Genomic DNA, 21,385 nt, shown 5'->3' on the forward strand with positions numbered 1-21,385 from the left:
AGCTTTTACGCTTCGTTCTTTTCCTTGAACTCTTTGTGAATAAGTTTTACAACTTACTTACTTTTTTCTCGGTTTTGTAAATCTGTTTTTAATTTATAGAAAATTATTTTTGATCTAATATATATATTCAGTTTTCATTGTGCTTGAGTATTCTTTGAACACTCAAAACTAAACGAATTATCAACGTATTCCTTATCCTTAGAAAAGAGGTGATCCAGCCGCACCTTCCGATACGGCTACCTTGTTACGACTTCACCCCAATCATCTGTCCCACCGTGACCGGCTCCCTCCTAAAAGGTTAGGCCACCGTCTTCGGGTGTTACAAACTCTCGTGGTGTGACGGGCGGTGTGTACAAGACCCGGGAACGTATTCACCGCGACATTCTGATTCGCGATTACTAGCGATTCCAGCTTCATGTAGTCGAGTTGCAGACTACAATCCGAACTGAGAATAGTTTTGTGAGGTTTGCTTACTCTCGCGAGCTCGCTTCTCTTTGTTCCTATCCATTGTAGCACGTGTGTAGCCCAAGTCATAAGGGGCATGATGATTTGACGTCATCCCCACCTTCCTCCAGTTTATCACTGGCAGTCTATCTAGAGTCCCCATCTTACTGCTGGCAACTAGATATAAGGGTTGCGCTCGTTGCGGGACTTAACCCAACATCTCACGACACGAGCTGACGACAACCATGCACCACCTGTATCTGTGTCTAACCAAAGGTCAGAACAACACAATCTCTTGTGTCCTCACAGTATGTCAAGACTTGGTAAGGTTCTTCGCGTTGCTTCGAATTAAACCACATGCTCCACCGCTTGTGCGGGTCCCCGTCAATTCCTTTGAGTTTCAACCTTGCGGTCGTACTCCCCAGGCGGAGTGCTTAATGCGTTAGCTGCAGCACTGATCTCTTATGAGACCAACACTTAGCACTCATCGTTTACGGCGTGGACTACCAGGGTATCTAATCCTGTTTGCTCCCCACGCTTTCGCGCCTCAGTGTCAGTTACAGGCCAAAAAGCCGCCTTCGCCACTGGTGTTCCTCCTAATCTCTACGCATTTCACCGCTACACTAGGAATTCCACTTTTCTCTCCTGCACTCAAGTTTAACAGTTTCCAATGACCCTCCACGGTTGAGCCGTGGGCTTTCACATCAGACTTATTAAACCACCTGCGCGCGCTTTACGCCCAATAATTCCGGACAACGCTTGCCACCTACGTATTACCGCGACTGCTGGCACGTAGTTAGCCGTGGCTTTCTGGTTAGGTACCGTCTCTACTGTGTATAGTTACTACACAATCATTCTTCCCTAACAACAGAGCTTTACGAACCGAAATCCTTCTTCACTCACGCGGCGTTGCTCCGTCAGGCTTTCGCCCATTGCGGAAGATTCCCTACTGCTGCCTCCCGTAGGAGTCTGGGCCGTGTCTCAGTCCCAGTGTGGCCGATCACCCTCTCAGGTCGGCTATGCATCGTCGCCTTGGTAGGCCTTTACCCCACCAACTAGCTAATGCACCGCAAAGCCATCTCATAGTGTTAGCAAAACCAACTTTTAAACATCAACCATGCAGTTAATGCTGTTATCCGGTATTAGCTATCGTTTCCAATAGTTGTCTCAGTCTATGAGGCAGGTTCTTTACGTGTTACTCACCCGTTCGCCGCTAAGTTTTTCTAGTGCAAGCACCAGAAAAACTTCGCTCGACTTGCATGTATTAGGCACGCCGCCAGCGTTCGTCCTGAGCCAGGATCAAACTCTCCAAATAAATTTGTTAGCTTGATTAGCTCATCAAAAAGTTTTATAGTTTCTTTTTAAAACTGTCCTTTTTTGGAATTAACGTTGACTTAATTCGTTTAGTTTTCAATGTTCAAATCGTTGCGATTAACAACTTTTATATTTTAACATTTTTAAATTTCTTTGTCAAGTCTTTTTTATAACTTTTTTAAAAATGTTTTTTCATCTTCATCAGAAGACTTTAATTATTTTATCATTTTTTCGAATGTTTGTCAAGAAGTTTTTTATATTTTTTTTTGAACTTTTTAACCGTTTACTTCGTTGAAATAATAAGCATTGTCTTTCTTAAAGACTTTTATAAGTTTAACATTTCTTTTTTATTTTGTCAAGAAGTTTTTTCAATTTCTTAACATTCATTATTTTGAAATGTTTTATTGTTCGTCTTCTCTATCAGAAGACTTTTTCTATTCTATCATTTAGTTCTAATTATGTCAAGCTTCTTTAAAACTTTTTTAAAAAGAATTTGTATAAATAGTTATCCTCCATCAGAAGACTTTTTCTATTCTATCATCCTAGTTCGATTATGTCAACATCTTTTTTACTATTTTTTTTATTAATTAATCGTTTAATAATTGTAAAAGAGAATACTATTCTACCATAGTATCCTCTTTCCTCTGTTTTATTTTCTTCTATATATTGTAAAAATCAAATACTGTAACCGGAAGATTACGTTTATGCTCTGATTTTATATAGTGTCCTTCTATTATCTCTCTAATATCATCAGGTACATTTTTACCTTCTAGATAGTCATCAATATTATCATATGTTACACCAAGGGCTACTTCATCTGCTAGAGCTGGTCTATCTTCTTCTAAATCTGCAGTTGGTTTTTTCAAATATAAGTGTTCTGGGCAATCTAAAGCTTTTAATATTGCCTTACCTTGTCTTTTATTTAATCTATATAATGGTACTATATCTGCTCCACCATCACCGTGTTTTGTAAAAAATCCTGTAATTGCTTCTGCTGCGTGATCTGTTCCAACAACTATACCTTTATTCATTGTAGCAATTGAATATTGAACTTTCATTCTTTCTCTTGCCTTCTCATTCCCTTTAGCGAAATCTGTAATGTCTACTCCTGCTATTTTTAATGAATTAACACTAGCATCTACTGCATCTTTAATATTCACTGTATATACCTTATCAGGATTTATAAATTGTAATGCATCATTACAATCAGCTTCATCAAATTGCTCACCATACGGAAGTCTCACTGCAATAAAAGTATATTCTTCTCCCGTTTCTTCTTTCAATTCATTAATAGCCATTTGACATAACTTACCACACAACGTTGAATCTTGACCGCCTGATATACCTAAAACTAGACTTCTTATAAAACCATTTTTCTTAATATAGTCTTTTAAAAAGTTAATAGTTAGTCTAATCTCCTCATCAACATTAATTTCAGCCTTACATCCTAGTTTTTTTATTACTTCTTGTTGTAATGTCATATTTTCACCTATTAATTTGATTTCTTTGTTACTTTTTTCAATATTGTGTTTCTATTTTCCCAACATTCTGTACTTAAATCTACTGGATAAAATTCAGGGTTTAATAAACGTAAGTACTCGTTCCATAGTAACTTTTTATTTTCTTTGAAATATTTTGCACTTTCTTGCACAGTTGGAACCTCATAGACTTGTTTACCATCCTTAAATATATCTACTTGTAAATCTCTTGCTTCAAAGTTTTTAACTTCTTTTTCTAAATATGTGTGCGTCGGGTGGAATAATTTTATACTCGGCTCTGCACTCACATCTTCTTTTTCTAAGGCAATGTAGTCACCTGCTGCCATACCTGTATCTTTATTTATTATTCTATAGACTTTTTTAATACCTGGGATAGTTAATTTACCTGGATTTTCAGAGACTTTTAGTCTATCAATCATCTCTCCATTAGCATTTTCTAAACATGCAAGTTTATATACTGCACCTAATGCTGGATTATCGTAAGCAGTTATAAGTTTTGTACCTACACCCCATGCATCTATTCTAGCGCCTTGTTGTTTAAGGTGAGTAATAGTATCTTCATCTAAATCATTAGAAGCTACTATCTTAGCATTCGGGTATCCCGCTTCATCTAGCATTTTTCTAGCTTCTTTTGAAAGATATGCAATATCTCCTGAGTCTAATCTAATACCTAAGAAATTAATTTCATCTTTTAATTCATCTGCAACTTTAATCGCTGTCGGAATTCCTGAACGTAATGTATCATAAGTATCAACCAAGAAATAACAATCTTTATGTGCCGCAGCATATTTTTTAAATGCAATTTCTTCATCCTCATACGCTTGAACAAATGAATGAGCATGCGTTCCACTACATGGAATATTAAATAGTTTCGCCGCTTTTACATTACTTGTTGCTTCGAATCCTCCAATCACAGAAGCACGAGTCCCCCAAATTGCAGCATCAAACTCATGAGCACGACGTGTTCCGAATTCCATACAAACTTCATCTGGACATAAGTGCTTAATTCTGGCAGCTTTTGTCGCTATAAGTATTTGATAGTTAACTATATTTAATATTGCAGTTTCCATAATTTGAGCTTGAATTAGAGGTGCCTCAATTCTTAAAAGAGGTTCATTACCAAAAACAATCTCGCCTTCCTTCACACAACGAATATTTCCTGTAAACTTCATTTTACTTAGGTAGTCTAAGTAATCCTCTGCATAGCCTAATTCACGTAAAAAATCTATGTCAGATTTTGAAAACTCAAACGAATTAACATAATCAATAATTTTGGCAAGTCCAGCGAACACTGCATATCCTCCACCAAAAGGTATTTTTCTAAAATACACATCAAAATATGATTTTCTCTCATGTATTCCATCTTTGAAATACGCATATCCCATGTTAATTTGATAAAGGTCGGTATGCAATGCATCACCTTGATATTTATTCATAATTTCCTCCGATTTATGTATCATTAAATTTGTTATCTATATATTAACATTTTAACAACTTTTTAACAAATATTTATACTTAAATATACACAATTAAATACTACTAAATTAACCCTTATATACCTATACATTATGTATATCGACTATTCATACTATTAATAATAAAAAGTATTTTTTTATAATATATTTTTTAAAATCCTACTCAATATAAAAAAGAAGTAACAAGTATTACTACCCGTTACTTCTTCGATTATTAGTGTTTGAATTTCTATTAGTTGTCCTTTGAGCTTGAGTTTGAGTTTGCTCATTGTTATTAGCGACTTCTTCATTTTTATCACTTTCTTTTTCAGAAGATTTATCTTCTGAATTCTTTGTATCGCTAGTTTTTTTCGTATCATTAGTTTTCTTATCCGTTGTTTTGCTATCTTCCGCTTTAGTAGATTTCTTATCATCTTTTTTTGCTAACTCAGGAATTTTACTATCATCAATTCGTCCATTATTATCTTCTGTTTTTTCTAAATTACCATCCATAATAGATTTTATCGCAGCTTGAAGAAAATTCTCCTGTAATGGAATATTAAAAATTAATTCGCCTTGATAACTAAGACCATACTCTTGTCTTACTAAATCAGTAATAAAATATGGATCTTTTAACTTATCAATCACTAGCTCGTTAACTTTATTTTCTTTATCTAGATTTTCAATCATTTTATTCTGCTCTGCTAATTGCGAATTAATTTGTTTTTTATCACGTATGTACAGAAATGTTTGCAACAATGTTACAGATAATGCAAAAGTCATAATAACTAATATAATAAACTTACGACGTTTTCTATATTTCGCCTTAGCTTTTAGCACATCTTTTTTAAATTGGCTATTCTGTTCTCTCATTTTCTAGTTCTCTTGATTTTTCTGAAAGAATTTTAAACATTTTTGTTGCATCTTCTTTTTTAGTGCTGCCTTTTAATTCCAACACCTCATACTCTACTTCTTTTTTCGCAAAATAAATAGTAATTTTATCCCCTATTTTTAAAGTACTAGATGGTTTTGCTTTTTTCCCATTAATAGCTATGTGCCCTTCTGATGATATCTCATTAGCAACTGTTCTTCTCTTAATAATTCTTGATACTTTTAAAAATTTATCCAAACGCATTTAATCACCCCTAAACATTAGTACATTCTATTATCACATATTTACTTACTTTTCGCAAATAAAATCCTCGATAAATATTTCAAATTTTAAAATCAGCTATTTTATCCTATAAAAAAATGAGAGCGACTTAAAATCTTGATTCCACAGAAATCAATACCTCTAAGTCAGCCCTCTACATTTGTTAAAGTACTAAAGATTTAATAAACTACTTTATTATCATAAATAGAATAATCCTACTATGCCCAGTTTCCATCTTTGAAAATAGCTATTTCTTTACCATCTTCTGTGTAACCAGTAATATTTGTTGTTGCTTCACCTATCATAAAGTCAACGTGAATTAAACTATCGTTAGCTCCCGCTTCTGCTAATTGTTCATCAGTCATTTTAGGACCACCTTTAACACATGTTGGATATGCTTTTCCTAATGCGATATGGCAAGCTGCATTTTCATCAAATAATGTTTCTAAGAATAATATTTTCGTATTAGATATAGGAGAATCAAATGGAACTAATGCCATTTCACCAATTCTTCTTGCTCCTTCATCAGTGTCTAATAAATTCTTAAGAACATCATAACCACGCTCTGCTCCGAAATCTACTACTTTACCATTTTCAAATTTCAACCAGAAATTATCAATTAGTACCCCACCGTAGTTTAAAGGTTTTGCATTATACACAATACCACTAGTTTCATCTTTGTGAGGCATCGTAAATACTTCTTCAGTTGGAATGTTTGCTACAAAACGATCAGCTTTTTTAGCATAACTTCCGGCACTTTGCCAAATATGGTTTTTCGGAAGACCTACATATAGGTCTGTTCCTAAATCATTTGTAATATGTAGTTTCACCAATTCATTTTCATGTAAGAATTTAGCTTTTTCATCTAGAACTTTAATATGTTCTTCCCAATCTGCAACTGGATCATCACCAGTTGAGCGACAAGCACTTAGGATTTGATCCCAAAGTTTTAAGTATGCTTCTTCATCACCTAGTTCAGGATATAGTCTTTTCGCCCATCCAACTGTTGACGCAGACACAACACACCAAGGACATTCGTCACTCATGATAGATTTCATGTAGTTACGCATCGCTTTAGAACGACCTACCATAGAAGCTTTTAATTTTGCACTATCCACTCCCGCTAATCCATCTGGATCATCTCCGATAATAGATAAGAATGCTGCTCCTTCATCTAGTTCGTCTTGATATTTATCAATATACCATTGTCCTACTGTACTTAAAGTTTCTTCCGTTTGATAATTCAAGTGTAATTTTGTTAACTCTTGATCACGCCATTCTACAGAGACCCTTTTAGCCCCTAATTCATAACACGCTTCTACTACTTTAGCAACAAAATCACGTGTTTCTGTACTAGCTCTTACTAAAACTGGTTGATCTTTTTGAATATTTAATCCAACTTTAGCTATAAGTTGTGCATATTTTTTTAATTGAGTGTTTAAATCCATATGATTTACCTCGATTTTCAGACTAAATTTTGAAATAATCGCCAAATTTATTTCAATAATATATATTATATCACTTTTTACAAAATATTAATAGAAGGTTCCAAGCGAACTTGAAACCTCCTGTTAAAATTATACTTCTCTAGTAGCTTGTTTTAGCCATTCTAATTCTTCACCTTCAAAGTGTGGTGCTAAAACTTCAAATACTTTTTTATGGTAATTGTTTAACTCATATTTATCTTCACTTGTAAGAATAGATACATCAATAGCTTCTAAATCCCAAGGAACGAAAGTCATTACTTCAAATTCCAAGAATTGACCATATTCGTTTTTAACAGTGTTTCTAATAATTAATTCATTTTCTAAACGAATACCATGTGAACCTGAAATGTATAATCCTGGTTCATTAGTCATAGTCATACCGTGTTTAAATGGTTCTGATGCACGATAAATTCCCCAGTGGATTCCTTGAGGTCCTTCATGGATATTTCCTAGGTATCCTACCCCATGTCCAGTACCATGGTTGAAGTTTTCATAATCATACCATAATGGAGCACGAGCAAATAAGTCTACGTTTGCTCCAGAAATACCTTCCATAAATTTAAGTCTTGATAGACGTAGGTGACATTGAAGTACTCTAGTATAATCTCGTTTTAATCTATCACTAACTTCACCCATAGCTGTCGTACGAGTAATATCAGTTGATCCTTCTTCATAATGTGCTCCAGTATCAGTTAAGAAGAAAGTACCAGTGCGTAATGGAATAGATGTTTCCTTAGAAGATGAGTAGTGTACGATTGCCCCATTTTCCGCATGTCCGCAAATTGGTGCGAAACTTGGACAGATAAATCCACCTTGTTCTTTTCTAAATTCTACAAGTTTATCTGATGCAGAAAGTTCATCTTCTTGCTCACTAATACCTTGTTTAACCAATTGTTTTAGCCAGTATATAAATTTAGTATGAGCAATACCATCTTTTACATGAGCTTTAATTGTGTGTTGTAATTCAACTTCATTTTTTATAGCTTTCATTAAAATTGTAGGATTTCTACGTTCTACCAATGTTATTTCTTTTGGAATATTGTTGAATACTGCATAGTTTAAGCAATCCGGGTCAACTAAAACAACGTCATTTCCTGAGAATTTTTTCACATCTTGGTAAACATCGTTATATGGTTTAATGTGAACATTATTTTCAGCTAAATGTTTTTTAATTTCATCAGATAATTTTCTTTCATCAACATATAAATCTACTTTATCTTCATAAACAACAGCATAACTTAATAGTAATGGGAAGAAATCTACATCCATACCACGAATATTTAATAACCAACCAATATCGTCAAGAGTAGTAATAACGTGGATGTTTGCTCCAACTTCACTCATTTCTTTACGTACTCTTTCAAGTTTACTAGCGACAGATTCCCCAGCACGTTCTAAGTTTAAATAGAAAGCAGGTGCTTCTGATAACGGTGGACGGTCTGTCCAAATTTCATCTACTAAATCTACTTCATATTTTACAGTAGCATTTTTACGTTTTAATTTTGTAGCAAGGTTTTTACCTTCTCCAAAAGTTACTACACGACCATCGAATCCTAACACACCATTTTCTGGAGTATTTTCTGTGATAAATTCTGCGATAGTTGGAACTCCTGGTTCACGCATTTTTTGTAATTCGATACCAGTTCCTTCTAATTGTTTTTCACCTTGTAAGAAATAACGACCATCTGTCCATAACCCTGCAAAGTCTTTTGTTACTACCAATGTCCCTGCAGACCCTGTAAATCCACTCATGAACGCACGAGCTTTGAAATGTTCCCCTACATATTCACTATTATGAAAATCAGCTGTTGGAACCATATAGACATCAATTCCATTTTTTTCCATCAATTCTCTTAGTTGAGCTATTCTTTCTTTTACTGCCATTTCCCTTACTCCTTTGCTATTTGTATTATATTTTCTGCAACTTTTAAATTTAGACGTAGCAGTTACATATTTACTACATTTATTTAATTATTACACTTATTATTTTATCATATAATGAAGCGTTTTTCATTATCAATACGAGTCATTAGTTATATTTTTTATTAAACTTACAACTTTAATATATTTGATTTAATTAAACGATTAGACTCGAACCATCATTTCCATGTCTAACTATTATCTATACTATTTTAATAGTTCTTTAAAGTAATCAGTTGATTTAACTAAAGAATCTACAATTGCAGGTTCCCCTGATGAATGACCTGATACAACAATATCTAATTTACAATTGTTTAATTTTTTACTTAATTCATATGCTCCTATAGCACGACAGTCAACGTCATAACGACCATGAGCTATTGTAGTTGGAATATCTTTAATAACATCAATATTATTTAAAATCCAATCGTCATCATCCCAGAACATATTATTCATCCAGAAATGACATTCAATTGTTGCCATAGAAATAGCATAATTAATTTCACCAAAACTTTGTTCAAGATTTGGGTCAGGATATAAAGTTACTAAGCTTCCTTCCCACATACTCCATTCTTTTGCTGCTACTTCTCTCGTTTCTCTATCTTCACTTGTAAGTCGTTTGTAATATGCACGAATCATATCATGACGTTCTTCTTTTGGAATAATACTTTCATATCTTTCAAAAGATTCAGGGTGAATATTACTTGCTCCACCTTTTTCATAAATCCAAAGTATATCTTCCCTACGACCTAAGAATATTCCACGTAATACCAATCCTAAAACACGTTCAGGATGTTTAATCGCATAACAAAGTGATAAAGTAGAGCCCCAACTACCACCGAATACTAGCCATTTATCGATATTTAAATCTTCTCTAATTTTTTCAATATCTTCAATAATGTGCCAAGTATCATTATTTTCTAAACATGCGTGAGGTGTAGATTTCCCACTTCCACGTTGATCAAATAATATTATACGATAAAATTCGGGATCGAAGTATTGTCTGCAACTTGGTGCAGTTCCACAACCAGGACCTCCATGTAAAAATACTACTGGTACTCCATTAGGATTACCACTTTCTTCATAATAAATTGTATGTGTGTCATCGACTTTCAACATTTTAGAGAAATTCTCTTTAATAGCAGGATATAATGTTCTTAATTCTGCCATAATGACACCTCCTTTTGCATTTTTTCTTACAATTTAATTTTAACATATAATTTATATTTTTTCATTATTAATAAAAAATAAAATTTTATATTTTACTATTTTATAAATAAAATATTTTTTAGTACACTTAGTTATAATACAATGAATAAAAATATTTCACCATTTGACAATACAGCTGTAAAAAGTTATTTATATCGTTATATAAATGATATAGGTTTTATAAAATTATTTATCAGACAATAAAAAAATAAGTAGAAATAAAATTCCTACTTATTTTTTATTTATTTTATTCTTCTACTAGTGTTTCACCTTCACGTAATTCTACAAGAGAAGCTAGTTTTTTCTCGAATAAGAATACTAAAACAGCTACGACTACACAGACAACACCGATACCTAATGAAAGTTTGATAATTGGTACATCTGCAATTGCTGCATATAGAAGTCCATATCCTTTCGCAGCTCCGAATGTTGCTACAATCCATACAGCCATCATAATAGATAAGATATGTTTTGGAGAGTATTTAGATACGAATGAAGCTCCAAGAGGAGAGAAGAACATCTCAGCTACACTCAGAACAATGAAGAATAATACAACCCAAAGAATACTAGCTTTTTGAGTTTCAGGTGCTCCAACTCCACGGCTAACTTCAGTTAATGCTAATACACCAAATGTTGCTCCAAGAAGGAATAACGCGATAGATGCTTTTTTGTATAAGCTCCAGTCTCCTTGTGGACGAGTAGCAAGTTTGTACCATAAAGCTCCTAAGATTGGGCCTAAAACGATACAAGCCAATCCATTAATAGAATCTAACCAAGATGTTGGCACTGTGAACGTCCCTAACTTATCATCAATGAATTTCGGCATGTAATCATATAAAATTACGTATGTTAAATACCAGAATGTCCAGAAAACAACAGATAATAATGAAATGATTATAATTGAGTACACACGGCGAACTTCATATTTTTCTAATGAACGGTGTACTTTAGGTTTATTATCTTCATGTTTGTGTTCACCTTGAGCAAAAGGATGTTTCCCTGCATCACCAAGAGATTTATAACCTAAAACGAACCAAATTGCTCCAATGATACAAAGTAATCCAGCTATTTTAAAGCATTGTAAATATCCATTTGAGCTTGCTGTAGCAAGTTTTAAATATATAACCCCTACGAATGTTGTTCCAATAAATGATCCGATATTAATAAATGAATACATTGTTGAAAAAGCATCATCTTTACGTTTTTCATCACCTTCGAACAATTGACCTACAACCGCTTGAAGATTACCTTTGAAAAACCCTGTTCCTAAAGAAACTAGAACAATCATAACCCAAAGAGCTGAATATGAACCTACAAAACCTGCATACCCATATCCTAATCCCATTAACACAAGTCCAAGCGGAATCAAGTATCTTGCTCCTATAAACCTATCTGCAATAAAACCAAATAGCACCGGTGCTAAATACGTAAAAGCTACAATATTAGATTGCATTGCTGCACCTTCTACCTTACCTAAACCAAGTCCACTTTCTCCCATTCCTCCAGCTATTACCGCTACAGTTACATATGTATATAGTAGCCAACGAGAAGAATAGTAAGCACATCGTTCAAAAGAGAACGTAATTGAACTCATATAGAAACTCCACGGTTTACCTTTTTTAACCGCTACTTCTGACATAAAAATCCCTTCTTTCTTGCGTGATTTCTCACTATTTTTTATTCATTATATCACAACATATTTTATCATTCAACTATTTTCTAAGAAAACGTTGTATATACTTAAATAATACTATTGTATTTAAGTATAGTAAATGTTATAATTATATTAAAGTTCATAATATTTTTAAAGGAGTTGTATAATATGAAACTTTCTAGAACTAATAAAATTTTATCTAAGATGAAAGAACAAGGGATTAATCAAGCTCTTATTAGCGATCCTTATTCAATCTTCTATTTAACAGGGCACCTAGAACATCCAGGTGAAAGATTTTACGCAGTACTTCTTGATGAAAATGGGAATCATAAACTTTTCATCAACGCTTTATTCCCACTGGATAAAGATTTAGGTTTAGAAAAAGTAGTTTATTCTGATACTGATAAACCTATAGAAATTCTGTCAAAATCAATACCTAACGGTTCTGTTGTCGGTATTGACAAAGTTCTTCCAGCTAGATTTTTACTACCACTGATGAATTATTTACCAGAAAGTAAATTCGTCGATGTATCTCAAATTGTTGACCGCGTTCGTATGATTAAAGATGAAGAAGAAAAAGAACTTATGCGTCGCGCTTCTCTTCTAAACGACGAAGCTTGTCAGCGAGTTATCAATAGTATTTCTGCTGAAAAATCTGAAAAAGATATTGTAAAAGATTTACTTGAAATCCACGAAGATTTAGGGGTAGAAGGACTATCATTTGATCCAATCATCGGATATGGTGCTAACGGGGCTAACCCTCACGGAACAGTTGGTGATAGATATCTAAAACCAGGTGATTCAATCATCATCGATATGGGGGGAATTAAAGATAACTACTGCTCTGATATGACACGTACTGTATTTTGGAAACAACCAAGCGAAAAAGCTCGCGAAGTATTCGAAACAGTATTAGAAGCACAAAAACGTGGTGTTGCACTGGTTAAACCAGGTGTTAGATTCTGCGATATAGATGCAGCTTGCCGTGACTATATCACTGAAAAAGGTTATGGGGAATTCTTTACACACCGCACAGGACACCACATCGGTCTTGAATGTCATGAGTACGGAGATATTTCAAGTGTTAATGAAACTAAATGTGAACCTGGAATGATTTTCTCTATTGAACCAGGTATCTATCTTCCTGGAGAATTCGGTGTTCGTATCGAAGACCTTGTTCTTGTTACAGAAGATGGTTGCGAAGTATTAAATAAACTTAACAAAGAACTAGTTGTTATCGGGGAGTAACTAGTTAATATTGTAAGGGAAATCACTATTTAATAGGAATTTAAATTTGTAACAAATAATTGTAAAAAAGTATTGTATAGCAATACACTAATAACTTAACTCATAAAAATAATAATAACTATAATATCTAATATAAAAGACGACTGATAAATTTATCAATCGTCTTTCTTTTATTATTCAAAATGTTTCTTTAAGAACTCTCCTACAATTTTCCAGTATTGTTCTCGATATTTTCTTTCTGCTTGAACATGTTTCATACCAGGGAAACTATGGAATTCTTTTTCTGAAGTTATTAAGTTATAAGCTTCTTTACCATGTTCTAAAGGAACAAAACCATCTTCCTCACCATGTAGTACTAATGCTGGCAGTTTCGTTTCTTTTAAACCTTTCGTCGCATCTACATCTCCAAAGAAGTATCCCGCACGAATTTTAGTTACTGTATTCGCTGCTGGAATAACTGGGAAACTTGGTAAATTAAATAATTTTTTTAATTGATAAGTAAATTCTACTTTTAAATTCACATATCCACTATCTTCTATAAAAGTTTTTACATTTGATGGTAAGTTTTTCCCTACTGCATTCATTACAGTAGCAGCTCCCATACTGATTCCAAATAATGCTGTATCAGCATTATTATTTTCAGCTGATATTTTCTTCACCCAATTAACTAGGTCATCAGAATCATAGCCACCCATTGAGATAAAATCACCCTCACTATTACCATGAGCAATTAAGTCTGGGGCAAAAACACTGTATCCCATATCATAAAACTTCTTAATATAGTTTGCCATTTTTTTAGCATCACTTGTGTATCCATGAACTACAAAAATCCACTTCTTAGCATTAGGATTGACAAACTTATAACCAACTAATTTATTTTTAGTAACAGATTCCATTTCTGTAACTTGCTTTGTTTCATCAAACCACTTATTTACCGCTGTTTTATCTTCTTTACTACCGTCACTATCCTGGTTAACTATAGCACTCTTATCAACTTTTGGATTCAATCCAAAATTATAGAAATAATTTCCAATAAAGCCGAACGCAACAACTAGTACAATTAATAACGTCGCTAATATTTTTTTAAAATGTTTTTTCACTTTTCTTTACCTTTCATATTCAGTTTAATAAAACTATTATACTATTCCTTTTGATAAAAGTAAATAAAAAATAACACTAATAGAGACTTTCTATATCTCTATTGGTGCTCTTTGTATTATTCTATTCCGTATTTTTCTTTAATAGCATCTGCTACAACCATGCCGGTAAACCATGCTACCATTAAATTATATCCACCAATTTCTCCATGTAAATCTAGTATCTCACCAGCAAAATATAGATTCTCTATTTTTTTATGGCTACAAGTTTTTGGACTTACCACTTTAAGATCTACTCCACCAGCGGTTGTAAAGGCGTATTCCAATGGCATAGTTTTTACATCAATAAGCTCATAACGTTTAATTCTCGTTACAAACTTTCTCAACTCTTTTTTGCTAACATTTTCTGGGAAATATTTTTCAATCATAAAGTTATAAAAACTTTTCGGTAGTTTTCCATTCAAGAACTTATTATCTTCCCACAGTTTAGCAAATAACTCCTCTTCATTTAGTTCAGGATAGAAATCCAAGTAAAACTTATCTTCAGGATACCTTGCTACAAACTCACCCATAGATATTGATAGCGGACCGCTTAATCCTTTATGTGTAAACAGCAGATCTCCGCTTCTTTCATTTTTCTTATGGAACATCCTCACATTTTGCAGTGCAACTCCTGATAGCTCTGTAAAATCTTCAAATACTAAGGCTACCTCACTAGGATATATTTTCGTGATTTTAACCCCATGTTTTTTTAGAATTCTATGTAGTGAACCATCACTTCCACTCTGAGGGTATGTTTTTCCGCCAGCACACACTACGATATTCTTTCCATAGTATGTATCTACATTTGTTTTTACACCTACTAGTTTATCATCTTCAAATACTAAATCTTCCACTTTTTCCTTATAGTTAATCTTCGCATGATCTATCTTGAAGGCATTAACAACATCCCTAGCCTTCTCACTAGCTGGATATAATCTTCTATTTTCCTGTTTTAATTTCAAATTATGTTTATCAAAAAACTTCTTAACATTATATTTATGATAAGCACTTCTTAAAAATCTACCATTATGAACTGCAGCTACAAAATCTTCAGCATTATCGCTACTCATAACATTACAACGCCCATTACCAGTTAAAAGTAATTTTATCCCCGCTCTTCTATTTTGCTCAAGAACCAGAACTTTTAAACCACTATCATTAAGCCTATCTGCTATCATAAGTCCGGCACTACCAAGACCTATTATAATTACATCATATTTCATCTTAAATCTCTACTTTCTCCTATTTAATCAAACATCATCTAATTATAACACGGAATAATTTAGTTGCAAATTTTTCCTCATAAAATTTATTATAAGATTATTTACAATAGTTAAAATTTCTTAAATCTCCTCCTTCTTATTGGAATTTTTCCTTATTTTGTAATATACTAGAGTGTATATGTTTAGAATTATTTTCTCATTCATTCATTATGAAACTGAATAGTGGGCTAACATTATTCTAAACAAGTTTGAAATAAAGGATTGAAATAATGAAACTAAAAAAAATTAGTATTTTGATTTTACTTCTTGTTTTCTTAATTCCAAACTTCACAAAAGCTGAAGATAACTTTTTGGATAATAATGCGGTAATTGATTTTAGCGACGTTAATTCCCATCTAGTTGTTTCGGAATTAAATACTGGAAAAATCATTTCTAAACGTGGAGAAAATGAAAAAGTATCAGTAGGTAAACTTCCTAACTATCTTGCGCTTTACCTACTTGCTGACAATTTAAAAAATAATAAAATAACATTAGATTCAAAAATTGATATTAAAACTAGTGATGATATATTAACTAAATATAAATTTGAATCATCTATTACCGTTAAAGATGCTATCTTCTTATTAGAAAATGAAGCGTCAAATGGTCTTAACCAAGCAATCTTTAGTCATTTCAATATCGATATTACAAAAGCTAAGGATACACTTGCTGCAATGTCTCTTAACGATACAAAACTAGAGACTTTCGATAACAACAGTTCTACTAATATTAGTACTGCAAAAAATATCTCATATCTGACTAGTTTAATATTAAAAACTTACCCAGAAATAACAGAAATAACAAAAAATCCAGAACACACACTTGCTACTGGCGAAAAAATTAAAAATAGTGTTGAGTTTAAAGAATCTGAAAAATTTAGAGTTTTAGGACTAGATTATTCTGAAAAGAACAGTGTTACATACGCATATAGTGGTAATACTAAACTTATCATTACAGTTTTAAACCAAAGCGATGATAAAGCTGCTTATTTCGAAAAACTTCAGAAATCTTACGACTACTTATTTACGAATTATCACTATAAACTAGCACTTAAAGCTGGTACTTATACAATAAATAATGAAAAAATTACCTTCAATGAAGATATTTATGATTTATTCTATGAAAAACATTCTATAAAAGATGTAACATATTTACTAATGAATAAGAAAATACTTCTTTTCCAAAAATATGAAACTACATCTGCGAATGAAGGAACAGTTTTTTCTGAGTTTGCCTCTAATAACAACACTGGTACATTCGATAAAGTTAAGTCAAACTTTATCAATGATGAGAACTTTGATAAAAAAGATAACTACGAAAAAACTACTATCGTTATAGATCGCACGAAGTACTTTGCTACTGGTATACTGGCAATATATACACTTGTTTTTGCAGCGCTATATGTTATGAGACAAGTGGTTAGAAAGGATTAGATATGGAGCAAAATAATTTAGTTTTTGAAGTAGAAGGTGCTATTTACGAACTTGTCTACAATTTTAAAGACGCCTTCCAAAAAGAAACGTTTGAAGAGAAATTAGTAGACGTTTTAAAAAATAAACCCTATATTGTCGGAGATATTTCTCATGAAAAACTACGACTTACCGGATTTATTTTAACAAAGGATAACAATAATCCTAAGAACATAAACAACCTTGAAGATTACATTCTAGAATACTGTAATTTTGGAGCGCCGTTCTTCGTAGTAAAAAAACGAAATTCATAAAAGAAATACCTAAGATGAGATTATCCTCATCCTAGGTATTTTTCTATATAAACTTGGCACATACAGCTTCTGGAACAGTAATCTCTGAATCAACAACTGTTAACTGTCCTGTTATTTCATCTACTCGATATACAGTAATCGTTCCACTATTTTCATTCGTTGCTAACGCAAATTTATTATCTTTTGATAAATCAAAATCTCTAGGACCTTTACCAAAAGTACTAATAGTTTGAATTTGTTTTAATCCATCTTTAGTATTTTCAAAAACAACTATCGCATCTTGTCCTCTGTTAGAAACATATACATACTTATTGTCATTTGAAATTTTTATCGCACTACCTTTGTTTTCCATCTTAAAGTCTTCTGGTAATGTAGGATAATATGTTGGATTAGCTAAATTCCCCTCTCCATCATAATCAAATGCAATAATTTCACTAGTAAGTTCCGTCATTACAAAAGCTTGTTTTTCATCACTACTAAATACTATGTGACGAACACCACTGCCATCTTTAACTTTAATAGTAGCTACTTTTTCTAAAACTCCTTCATTAAGTTTATACGATGTAATTTCATCAGTTCCTAAATCGCATGAAAATACATATTTTTCACTTGGAGTAAAGCCAGAGAAATGCACATGAGGTTTTTCTTGTCTTTCATGTACCCCACTTCCTTCATGGTGATCTGTTGATAGAAGTTTGACTAATTTACCATCTTCAACAGTGTAACTATCAATTGTACCTAAATGATAGTTGGCTGATAATAATATATTTTTTTCTGAGTTTAACTCAACATAACAAGGGGGATTTCCTTCTTGAGCTACTGATGTTAATTCTTTCAAGTTACCATTCTCTTCAACCTCAAAGCTAGAAACAGCTCCTTTTCCATCTACTCTAGATACACTATATAAATACTTGTTATCATTAGACAGTGCTAAATACGTTGGATTATCAACCTTCGCTGTATTTCTAACTTCTAACACTTTCCCTTCTTCTGATAAGTCTATTAAGTATATCCCTTCACTATCTTGTTTTGTATATGTTCCAATATATGCTCTTACCATTATTTTTCCTCCTACTTTCTATATAATAATTATAACATTTTCCAAAAAATTTTTATAAAATTTTCTCTCACCTATAATTCGTATAAACCAAAATTATCATTTTTTTTGAAAACTAAAAATCCTTTTTTACGAATTTTTCATCATTTACATAAAGTTAAAATTCGTTTTTTGTTGTTTTTTTGTCAAAAAATCAATTTTTCGAAGAAAAAAACTCTAAAAATTCTAACATTTAAGATTTTACATATCTCAAACTTCTTGTTATAATAGACTATATTAATAAAAGTATATTTTAGGAGGAAAACCGTGAAACACGAATTTATATTAGTTCTTGACTTTGGTAGTCAATATAACCAACTTATCACTCGCCGTGTACGTGAACTTGGTGTATATTCTGAACTACATGACAATGAAATTTCTATTGAAGAAATCAAAAAAATGAACCCTAAAGGAATCATCCTTTCAGGTGGACCAAACTCAGTTTACGAAGAAAACTCTCTTACTATTGATGATGAAATCTTCAACCTAGGTATTCCTGTACTAGGAATTTGTTATGGAATGCAACTTATGCAACACAAACTAGGAGGAAAAGTAGAATCTGCAACAAGTAGAGAATACGGAGCTCACAATGTTGATGTAACTCCAGGAGCTAAACTATTCGAAGGCACTCCTGCTTCTCAACAAGTATTAATGAGTCACTCTGATAAAGTAGTTGAGCTAGCTGAAGGATTCAAAGTTGTCGCAACAAGCGATAACTGCCCTATCGCAGCAGCTGAAAATGTAGAGAAAAACTTCTACTGCTTCCAATTCCACCCAGAAGTACGTCACTCTGAATACGGTTATGATTTAATTAGAAACTTCATCCGTAACGTGTGTAACTGTACTGGCGATTGGACAATCCAAAACTTCATCGATGAGAAAATCGAAGAAATTCGTGCAGAAGTTGGAGATCAAAAAGTTCTTTGTGCATTATCTGGTGGTGTAGATTCATCAGTTGTTGCTGCTCTATTAGATAAAGCAATCGGAGATCAACTTATCTGTATGTTCATCGACCACGGTTTACTTCGTAAAGGTGAAGCTGAAGCTGTAATGAACACATTCAGTAAAGAAATCGAAGGTGGATTCAACATGAATCTTATCAAAGTCGATGCTAAAGACAGATTCTTAGGAAAACTTAAAGGTGTAAGTGATCCAGAACAAAAACGTAAAATCATCGGAAATGAATTCGTTTATGTATTTGATGAAGAGTGTGCTAAACTACATGACGTACCATTCTTAGCTCAAGGTACTCTTTACACTGACGTTATTGAATCAGGAACTAAAAACGCTCAAACAATTAAATCTCACCACAACGTAGGTGGATTACCAGAAGATATGCGTTTTTCTCTAATCGAACCACTAAACACTCTATTCAAAGATGAAGTTCGTGCATTAGGAGAAGCTCTTGGTCTTCCTCACGAAATCGTTTGGCGCCAACCATTCCCAGGACCTGGACTTGGTATTCGTGTTCTTGGAGAAGTAACAGAAGAAAAACTTCAAATTGTACGTGACAGTGACTTCATCTTACGTGATGTTATCGCTAAACGTGGATTAGAAAGTGAAATCTGGCAATACTTCACATGTCTTCCAGACATTCGTTCAGTAGGAGTTATGGGAGATGTGCGTACATATGACTACACAGTTGCAGTTCGTGCCGTAACAAGTATCGACGGTATGACAGCAAGCTGGGCTCACATTCCATTTGAGGTTCTAGAAGAAATCTCAGCTCGTATCGTAAATGAAGTTGCTCACGTTAACCGCGTAGTCTACGACATTACTAGTAAGCCTCCAGCAACTATTGAGTGGGAATAATTAATAAACTTGAATTTGAAATTCTACTTGAAGATAAAGTCAATCATTTTGGATTATCAGCAAAAGATGAAGCTAAAAAGAGTCTTAAATTTACGAAAATAGAAGTTAAAACTTAACACATACTTTAATCAGTAGATTAAGGTGGCATATATCTAATTTATCTAAAATTAAGATTTAAAAAATTCACATAAATAATTAAAGCTTCATAAAATTGGGAGGTATACTATATTGAACAAAAATAAAGTCTTCAATACCATCCAAGAAGACATTGGACAAATTGAAAAACAATTAAATAATAGGAATGGTTCTGGTGAATTATGGAGTAATTTAGAAACAAAATATTCCATACTTTTACCAGATATTATCAAACACATTAAAGTAGGCGGCAAAATAGGCACTATTGGCCTAGAATTTGATTTTAGGCCTGAATTAAAAAAGTTAAAAACCGCTTTATTAACCTGGATTTCAATAAATGAAGATGAATTAGAGATGGATGGCACCTATATTCATAATAAGGCAAAAGACTCTATTCATAATATTCCTAGGGCTACTGAAAAAGAGTTACACAATTTAATTATTGAATCTAAAATATATATCAGTAAAGAAGGTTATAATCAAAAGAAGATTGGCCTTGAGAAGATATGGGATGCTTTTGAACGACTAAAAACTATTAAGGGCATTGATAAAAAAGTTTCTATTAATACCATTATTGCTCATATTACAAATGGTGATAAAGAAATTTCTCAAATGCTCGATAACGAATTTAGAGAGTTAACAAAAATTGGCAATTCCTATTCAATAAGACACTCAGAAATCACTCAGAAAAAATTACCTAACAGTCAATTCATAGAATACTTATATTTTAGAATGTTATCTTTAATATCATGTATACTAAATTTAATATAAGTTAACTTTACTCTATACCAAATATTTCTATAAAATGTGGCTCTGGGCATGAGAAAATAACGATA

General features: G+C 32.8%; 17 protein-coding genes and 1 rRNA gene. 6 read left to right on the forward strand and 12 right to left on the reverse strand.

The genetic code is table 11. The annotated features are described in order from the left end of the window. Window positions 1-202: 202 nt before the first annotated feature. The 9 genes from FOC48_RS07470 to FOC48_RS07510 form a co-directional block, all read right to left on the reverse strand. Window positions 203-1,759 (reverse strand): 16S ribosomal RNA (locus FOC48_RS07470). 658 nt (window positions 1,760-2,417) lie between these two features. Then, window positions 2,418-3,239 (reverse strand): ammonia-dependent NAD(+) synthetase, encoded by an 822-nt coding sequence (nadE, locus tag FOC48_RS07475; protein ID WP_003147854.1) that lies wholly within the window; start codon window positions 3,237-3,239, stop codon window positions 2,418-2,420. A gap of 11 nt (window positions 3,240-3,250) precedes the next feature. Next, window positions 3,251-4,693, reverse strand: coding sequence for a nicotinate phosphoribosyltransferase (locus tag FOC48_RS07480; RefSeq protein WP_003147853.1), 1,443 nt, complete (start codon window positions 4,691-4,693; stop codon window positions 3,251-3,253). Window positions 4,694-4,924: 231 nt separating this feature from the next. Next, window positions 4,925-5,584, reverse strand: a complete 660-nt coding sequence (locus FOC48_RS07485) for an FtsB family cell division protein (RefSeq protein WP_003147852.1) — start codon at window positions 5,582-5,584, stop codon at window positions 4,925-4,927. Then, window positions 5,568-5,846 carry an RNA-binding S4 domain-containing protein gene (locus FOC48_RS07490; RefSeq protein ID WP_003147851.1) on the reverse strand — a complete coding sequence of 93 codons (279 nt, stop codon included), beginning with the start codon at window positions 5,844-5,846 and terminating at the stop codon, window positions 5,568-5,570. Before FOC48_RS07490 ends, FOC48_RS07485 begins: the two co-directional genes overlap by 17 nt. 236 nt (window positions 5,847-6,082) lie before the next feature. Then, window positions 6,083-7,312, reverse strand: coding sequence for an aminopeptidase (locus FOC48_RS07495; protein ID WP_003147850.1), 1,230 nt, complete (start codon window positions 7,310-7,312; stop codon window positions 6,083-6,085). A gap of 129 nt (window positions 7,313-7,441) precedes the next feature. Beyond that, the gene (locus FOC48_RS07500) at window positions 7,442-9,235 is read right to left on the reverse strand and encodes an aminopeptidase P family N-terminal domain-containing protein (protein WP_003147849.1); all 1,794 of its coding nucleotides are present in this window, start codon (window positions 9,233-9,235) and stop codon (window positions 7,442-7,444) included. 243 nt (window positions 9,236-9,478) lie between these two features. Next, window positions 9,479-10,441, reverse strand: a complete 963-nt coding sequence (gene pip, locus FOC48_RS07505) for a prolyl aminopeptidase (RefSeq protein ID WP_003147848.1) — start codon at window positions 10,439-10,441, stop codon at window positions 9,479-9,481. 286 nt (window positions 10,442-10,727) lie between these two features. Then, on the reverse strand, window positions 10,728-12,119 hold the full coding sequence (locus FOC48_RS07510; RefSeq protein WP_003147847.1) for a peptide MFS transporter: 1,392 nt from the start codon (window positions 12,117-12,119) through the stop codon (window positions 10,728-10,730). Window positions 12,120-12,302: 183 nt separating this feature from the next. On the opposite strand from FOC48_RS07510, the gene FOC48_RS07515 reads away from it, so the two are divergent. After that, window positions 12,303-13,382 (forward strand): M24 family metallopeptidase, encoded by a 1,080-nt coding sequence (locus FOC48_RS07515; protein ID WP_003147846.1) that lies wholly within the window; start codon window positions 12,303-12,305, stop codon window positions 13,380-13,382. Between the two features lie 173 nt (window positions 13,383-13,555). On the opposite strand, the gene FOC48_RS07520 is transcribed toward FOC48_RS07515, so the two are convergent. Together FOC48_RS07520 and FOC48_RS07525 are read right to left on the reverse strand one after the other, a co-directional pair. Then, on the reverse strand, window positions 13,556-14,482 hold the full coding sequence (locus tag FOC48_RS07520; protein ID WP_003147845.1) for an alpha/beta hydrolase: 927 nt from the start codon (window positions 14,480-14,482) through the stop codon (window positions 13,556-13,558). Window positions 14,483-14,598: 116 nt separating this feature from the next. Then, window positions 14,599-15,744, reverse strand: a complete 1,146-nt coding sequence (locus FOC48_RS07525) for a BaiN/RdsA family NAD(P)/FAD-dependent oxidoreductase (protein WP_003147844.1) — start codon at window positions 15,742-15,744, stop codon at window positions 14,599-14,601. A 269-nt stretch (window positions 15,745-16,013) separates the two neighbouring features. Here FOC48_RS07525 and FOC48_RS07530 point away from each other — a divergent pair, with 269 nt between their 5' ends. Together FOC48_RS07530 and FOC48_RS07535 are read left to right on the forward strand one after the other, a co-directional pair. Beyond that, window positions 16,014-17,216: a D-alanyl-D-alanine carboxypeptidase family protein gene (locus tag FOC48_RS07530; protein ID WP_172497915.1), complete on the forward strand. Its 1,203-nt coding sequence runs from the start codon at window positions 16,014-16,016 to the stop codon at window positions 17,214-17,216. A 2-nt stretch (window positions 17,217-17,218) separates the two neighbouring features. Further along, window positions 17,219-17,506: a YutD-like domain-containing protein gene (locus FOC48_RS07535; protein ID WP_003147842.1), complete on the forward strand. Its 288-nt coding sequence runs from the start codon at window positions 17,219-17,221 to the stop codon at window positions 17,504-17,506. 43 nt (window positions 17,507-17,549) lie between these two features. Here FOC48_RS07535 and FOC48_RS07540 read toward each other — a convergent pair whose 3' ends face one another. Continuing rightward, window positions 17,550-18,566: a lactonase family protein gene (locus FOC48_RS07540; RefSeq protein ID WP_003147841.1), complete on the reverse strand. Its 1,017-nt coding sequence runs from the start codon at window positions 18,564-18,566 to the stop codon at window positions 17,550-17,552. A 303-nt stretch (window positions 18,567-18,869) separates the two neighbouring features. On the opposite strand from FOC48_RS07540, the gene guaA reads away from it, so the two are divergent. The 3 genes from guaA to FOC48_RS07550 all read left to right on the forward strand — a co-directional run bounded on the left by guaA (window position 18,870) and on the right by FOC48_RS07550 (window position 21,320). Next, window positions 18,870-20,414, forward strand: a complete 1,545-nt coding sequence (guaA, locus tag FOC48_RS07545) for a glutamine-hydrolyzing GMP synthase (protein ID WP_003147840.1) — start codon at window positions 18,870-18,872, stop codon at window positions 20,412-20,414. Next, window positions 20,405-20,530: a hypothetical protein gene (locus tag FOC48_RS10145; RefSeq protein WP_269208065.1), complete on the forward strand. Its 126-nt coding sequence runs from the start codon at window positions 20,405-20,407 to the stop codon at window positions 20,528-20,530. The genes guaA and FOC48_RS10145 overlap by 10 nt, the downstream gene beginning before the upstream one ends. Before the next feature lie 112 nt (window positions 20,531-20,642). Further along, complete coding sequence (locus FOC48_RS07550; protein ID WP_003147839.1) at window positions 20,643-21,320, forward strand: hypothetical protein; 678 nt, start codon at window positions 20,643-20,645, stop codon at window positions 21,318-21,320. The last annotated feature ends 65 nt before the right edge of the window (window positions 21,321-21,385 follow it).

Source organism: Gemella haemolysans (genome assembly GCF_012273215.1).
In the GTDB taxonomy this organism is placed as follows: domain Bacteria; phylum Bacillota; class Bacilli; order Staphylococcales; family Gemellaceae; genus Gemella; species Gemella haemolysans_A.

Coding starts and splice junctions, on each gene's coding strand:
- FOC48_RS07535 (WP_003147842.1), top strand. CDS start 17,219: ATGGAGCAAAATAATTTAGTTTTTGAAGTAGAAGGTGCTATTTACGAA.
- pip (WP_003147848.1), bottom strand. CDS start 10,441: ATGGCAGAATTAAGAACATTATATCCTGCTATTAAAGAGAATTTCTCT.
- FOC48_RS07540 (WP_003147841.1), bottom strand. CDS start 18,566: ATGGTAAGAGCATATATTGGAACATATACAAAACAAGATAGTGAAGGG.
- FOC48_RS07495 (WP_003147850.1), bottom strand. CDS start 7,312: ATGGATTTAAACACTCAATTAAAAAAATATGCACAACTTATAGCTAAA.
- FOC48_RS07500 (WP_003147849.1), bottom strand. CDS start 9,235: ATGGCAGTAAAAGAAAGAATAGCTCAACTAAGAGAATTGATGGAAAAA.
- FOC48_RS07525 (WP_003147844.1), bottom strand. CDS start 15,744: ATGAAATATGATGTAATTATAATAGGTCTTGGTAGTGCCGGACTTATG.
- FOC48_RS07515 (WP_003147846.1), top strand. CDS start 12,303: ATGAAACTTTCTAGAACTAATAAAATTTTATCTAAGATGAAAGAACAA.
- FOC48_RS07485 (WP_003147852.1), bottom strand. CDS start 5,584: ATGAGAGAACAGAATAGCCAATTTAAAAAAGATGTGCTAAAAGCTAAG.
- FOC48_RS07490 (WP_003147851.1), bottom strand. CDS start 5,846: ATGCGTTTGGATAAATTTTTAAAAGTATCAAGAATTATTAAGAGAAGA.
- FOC48_RS07530 (WP_172497915.1), top strand. CDS start 16,014: ATGAAACTAAAAAAAATTAGTATTTTGATTTTACTTCTTGTTTTCTTA.
- nadE (WP_003147854.1), bottom strand. CDS start 3,239: ATGACATTACAACAAGAAGTAATAAAAAAACTAGGATGTAAGGCTGAA.
- FOC48_RS07480 (WP_003147853.1), bottom strand. CDS start 4,693: ATGAATAAATATCAAGGTGATGCATTGCATACCGACCTTTATCAAATT.
- FOC48_RS07510 (WP_003147847.1), bottom strand. CDS start 12,119: ATGTCAGAAGTAGCGGTTAAAAAAGGTAAACCGTGGAGTTTCTATATG.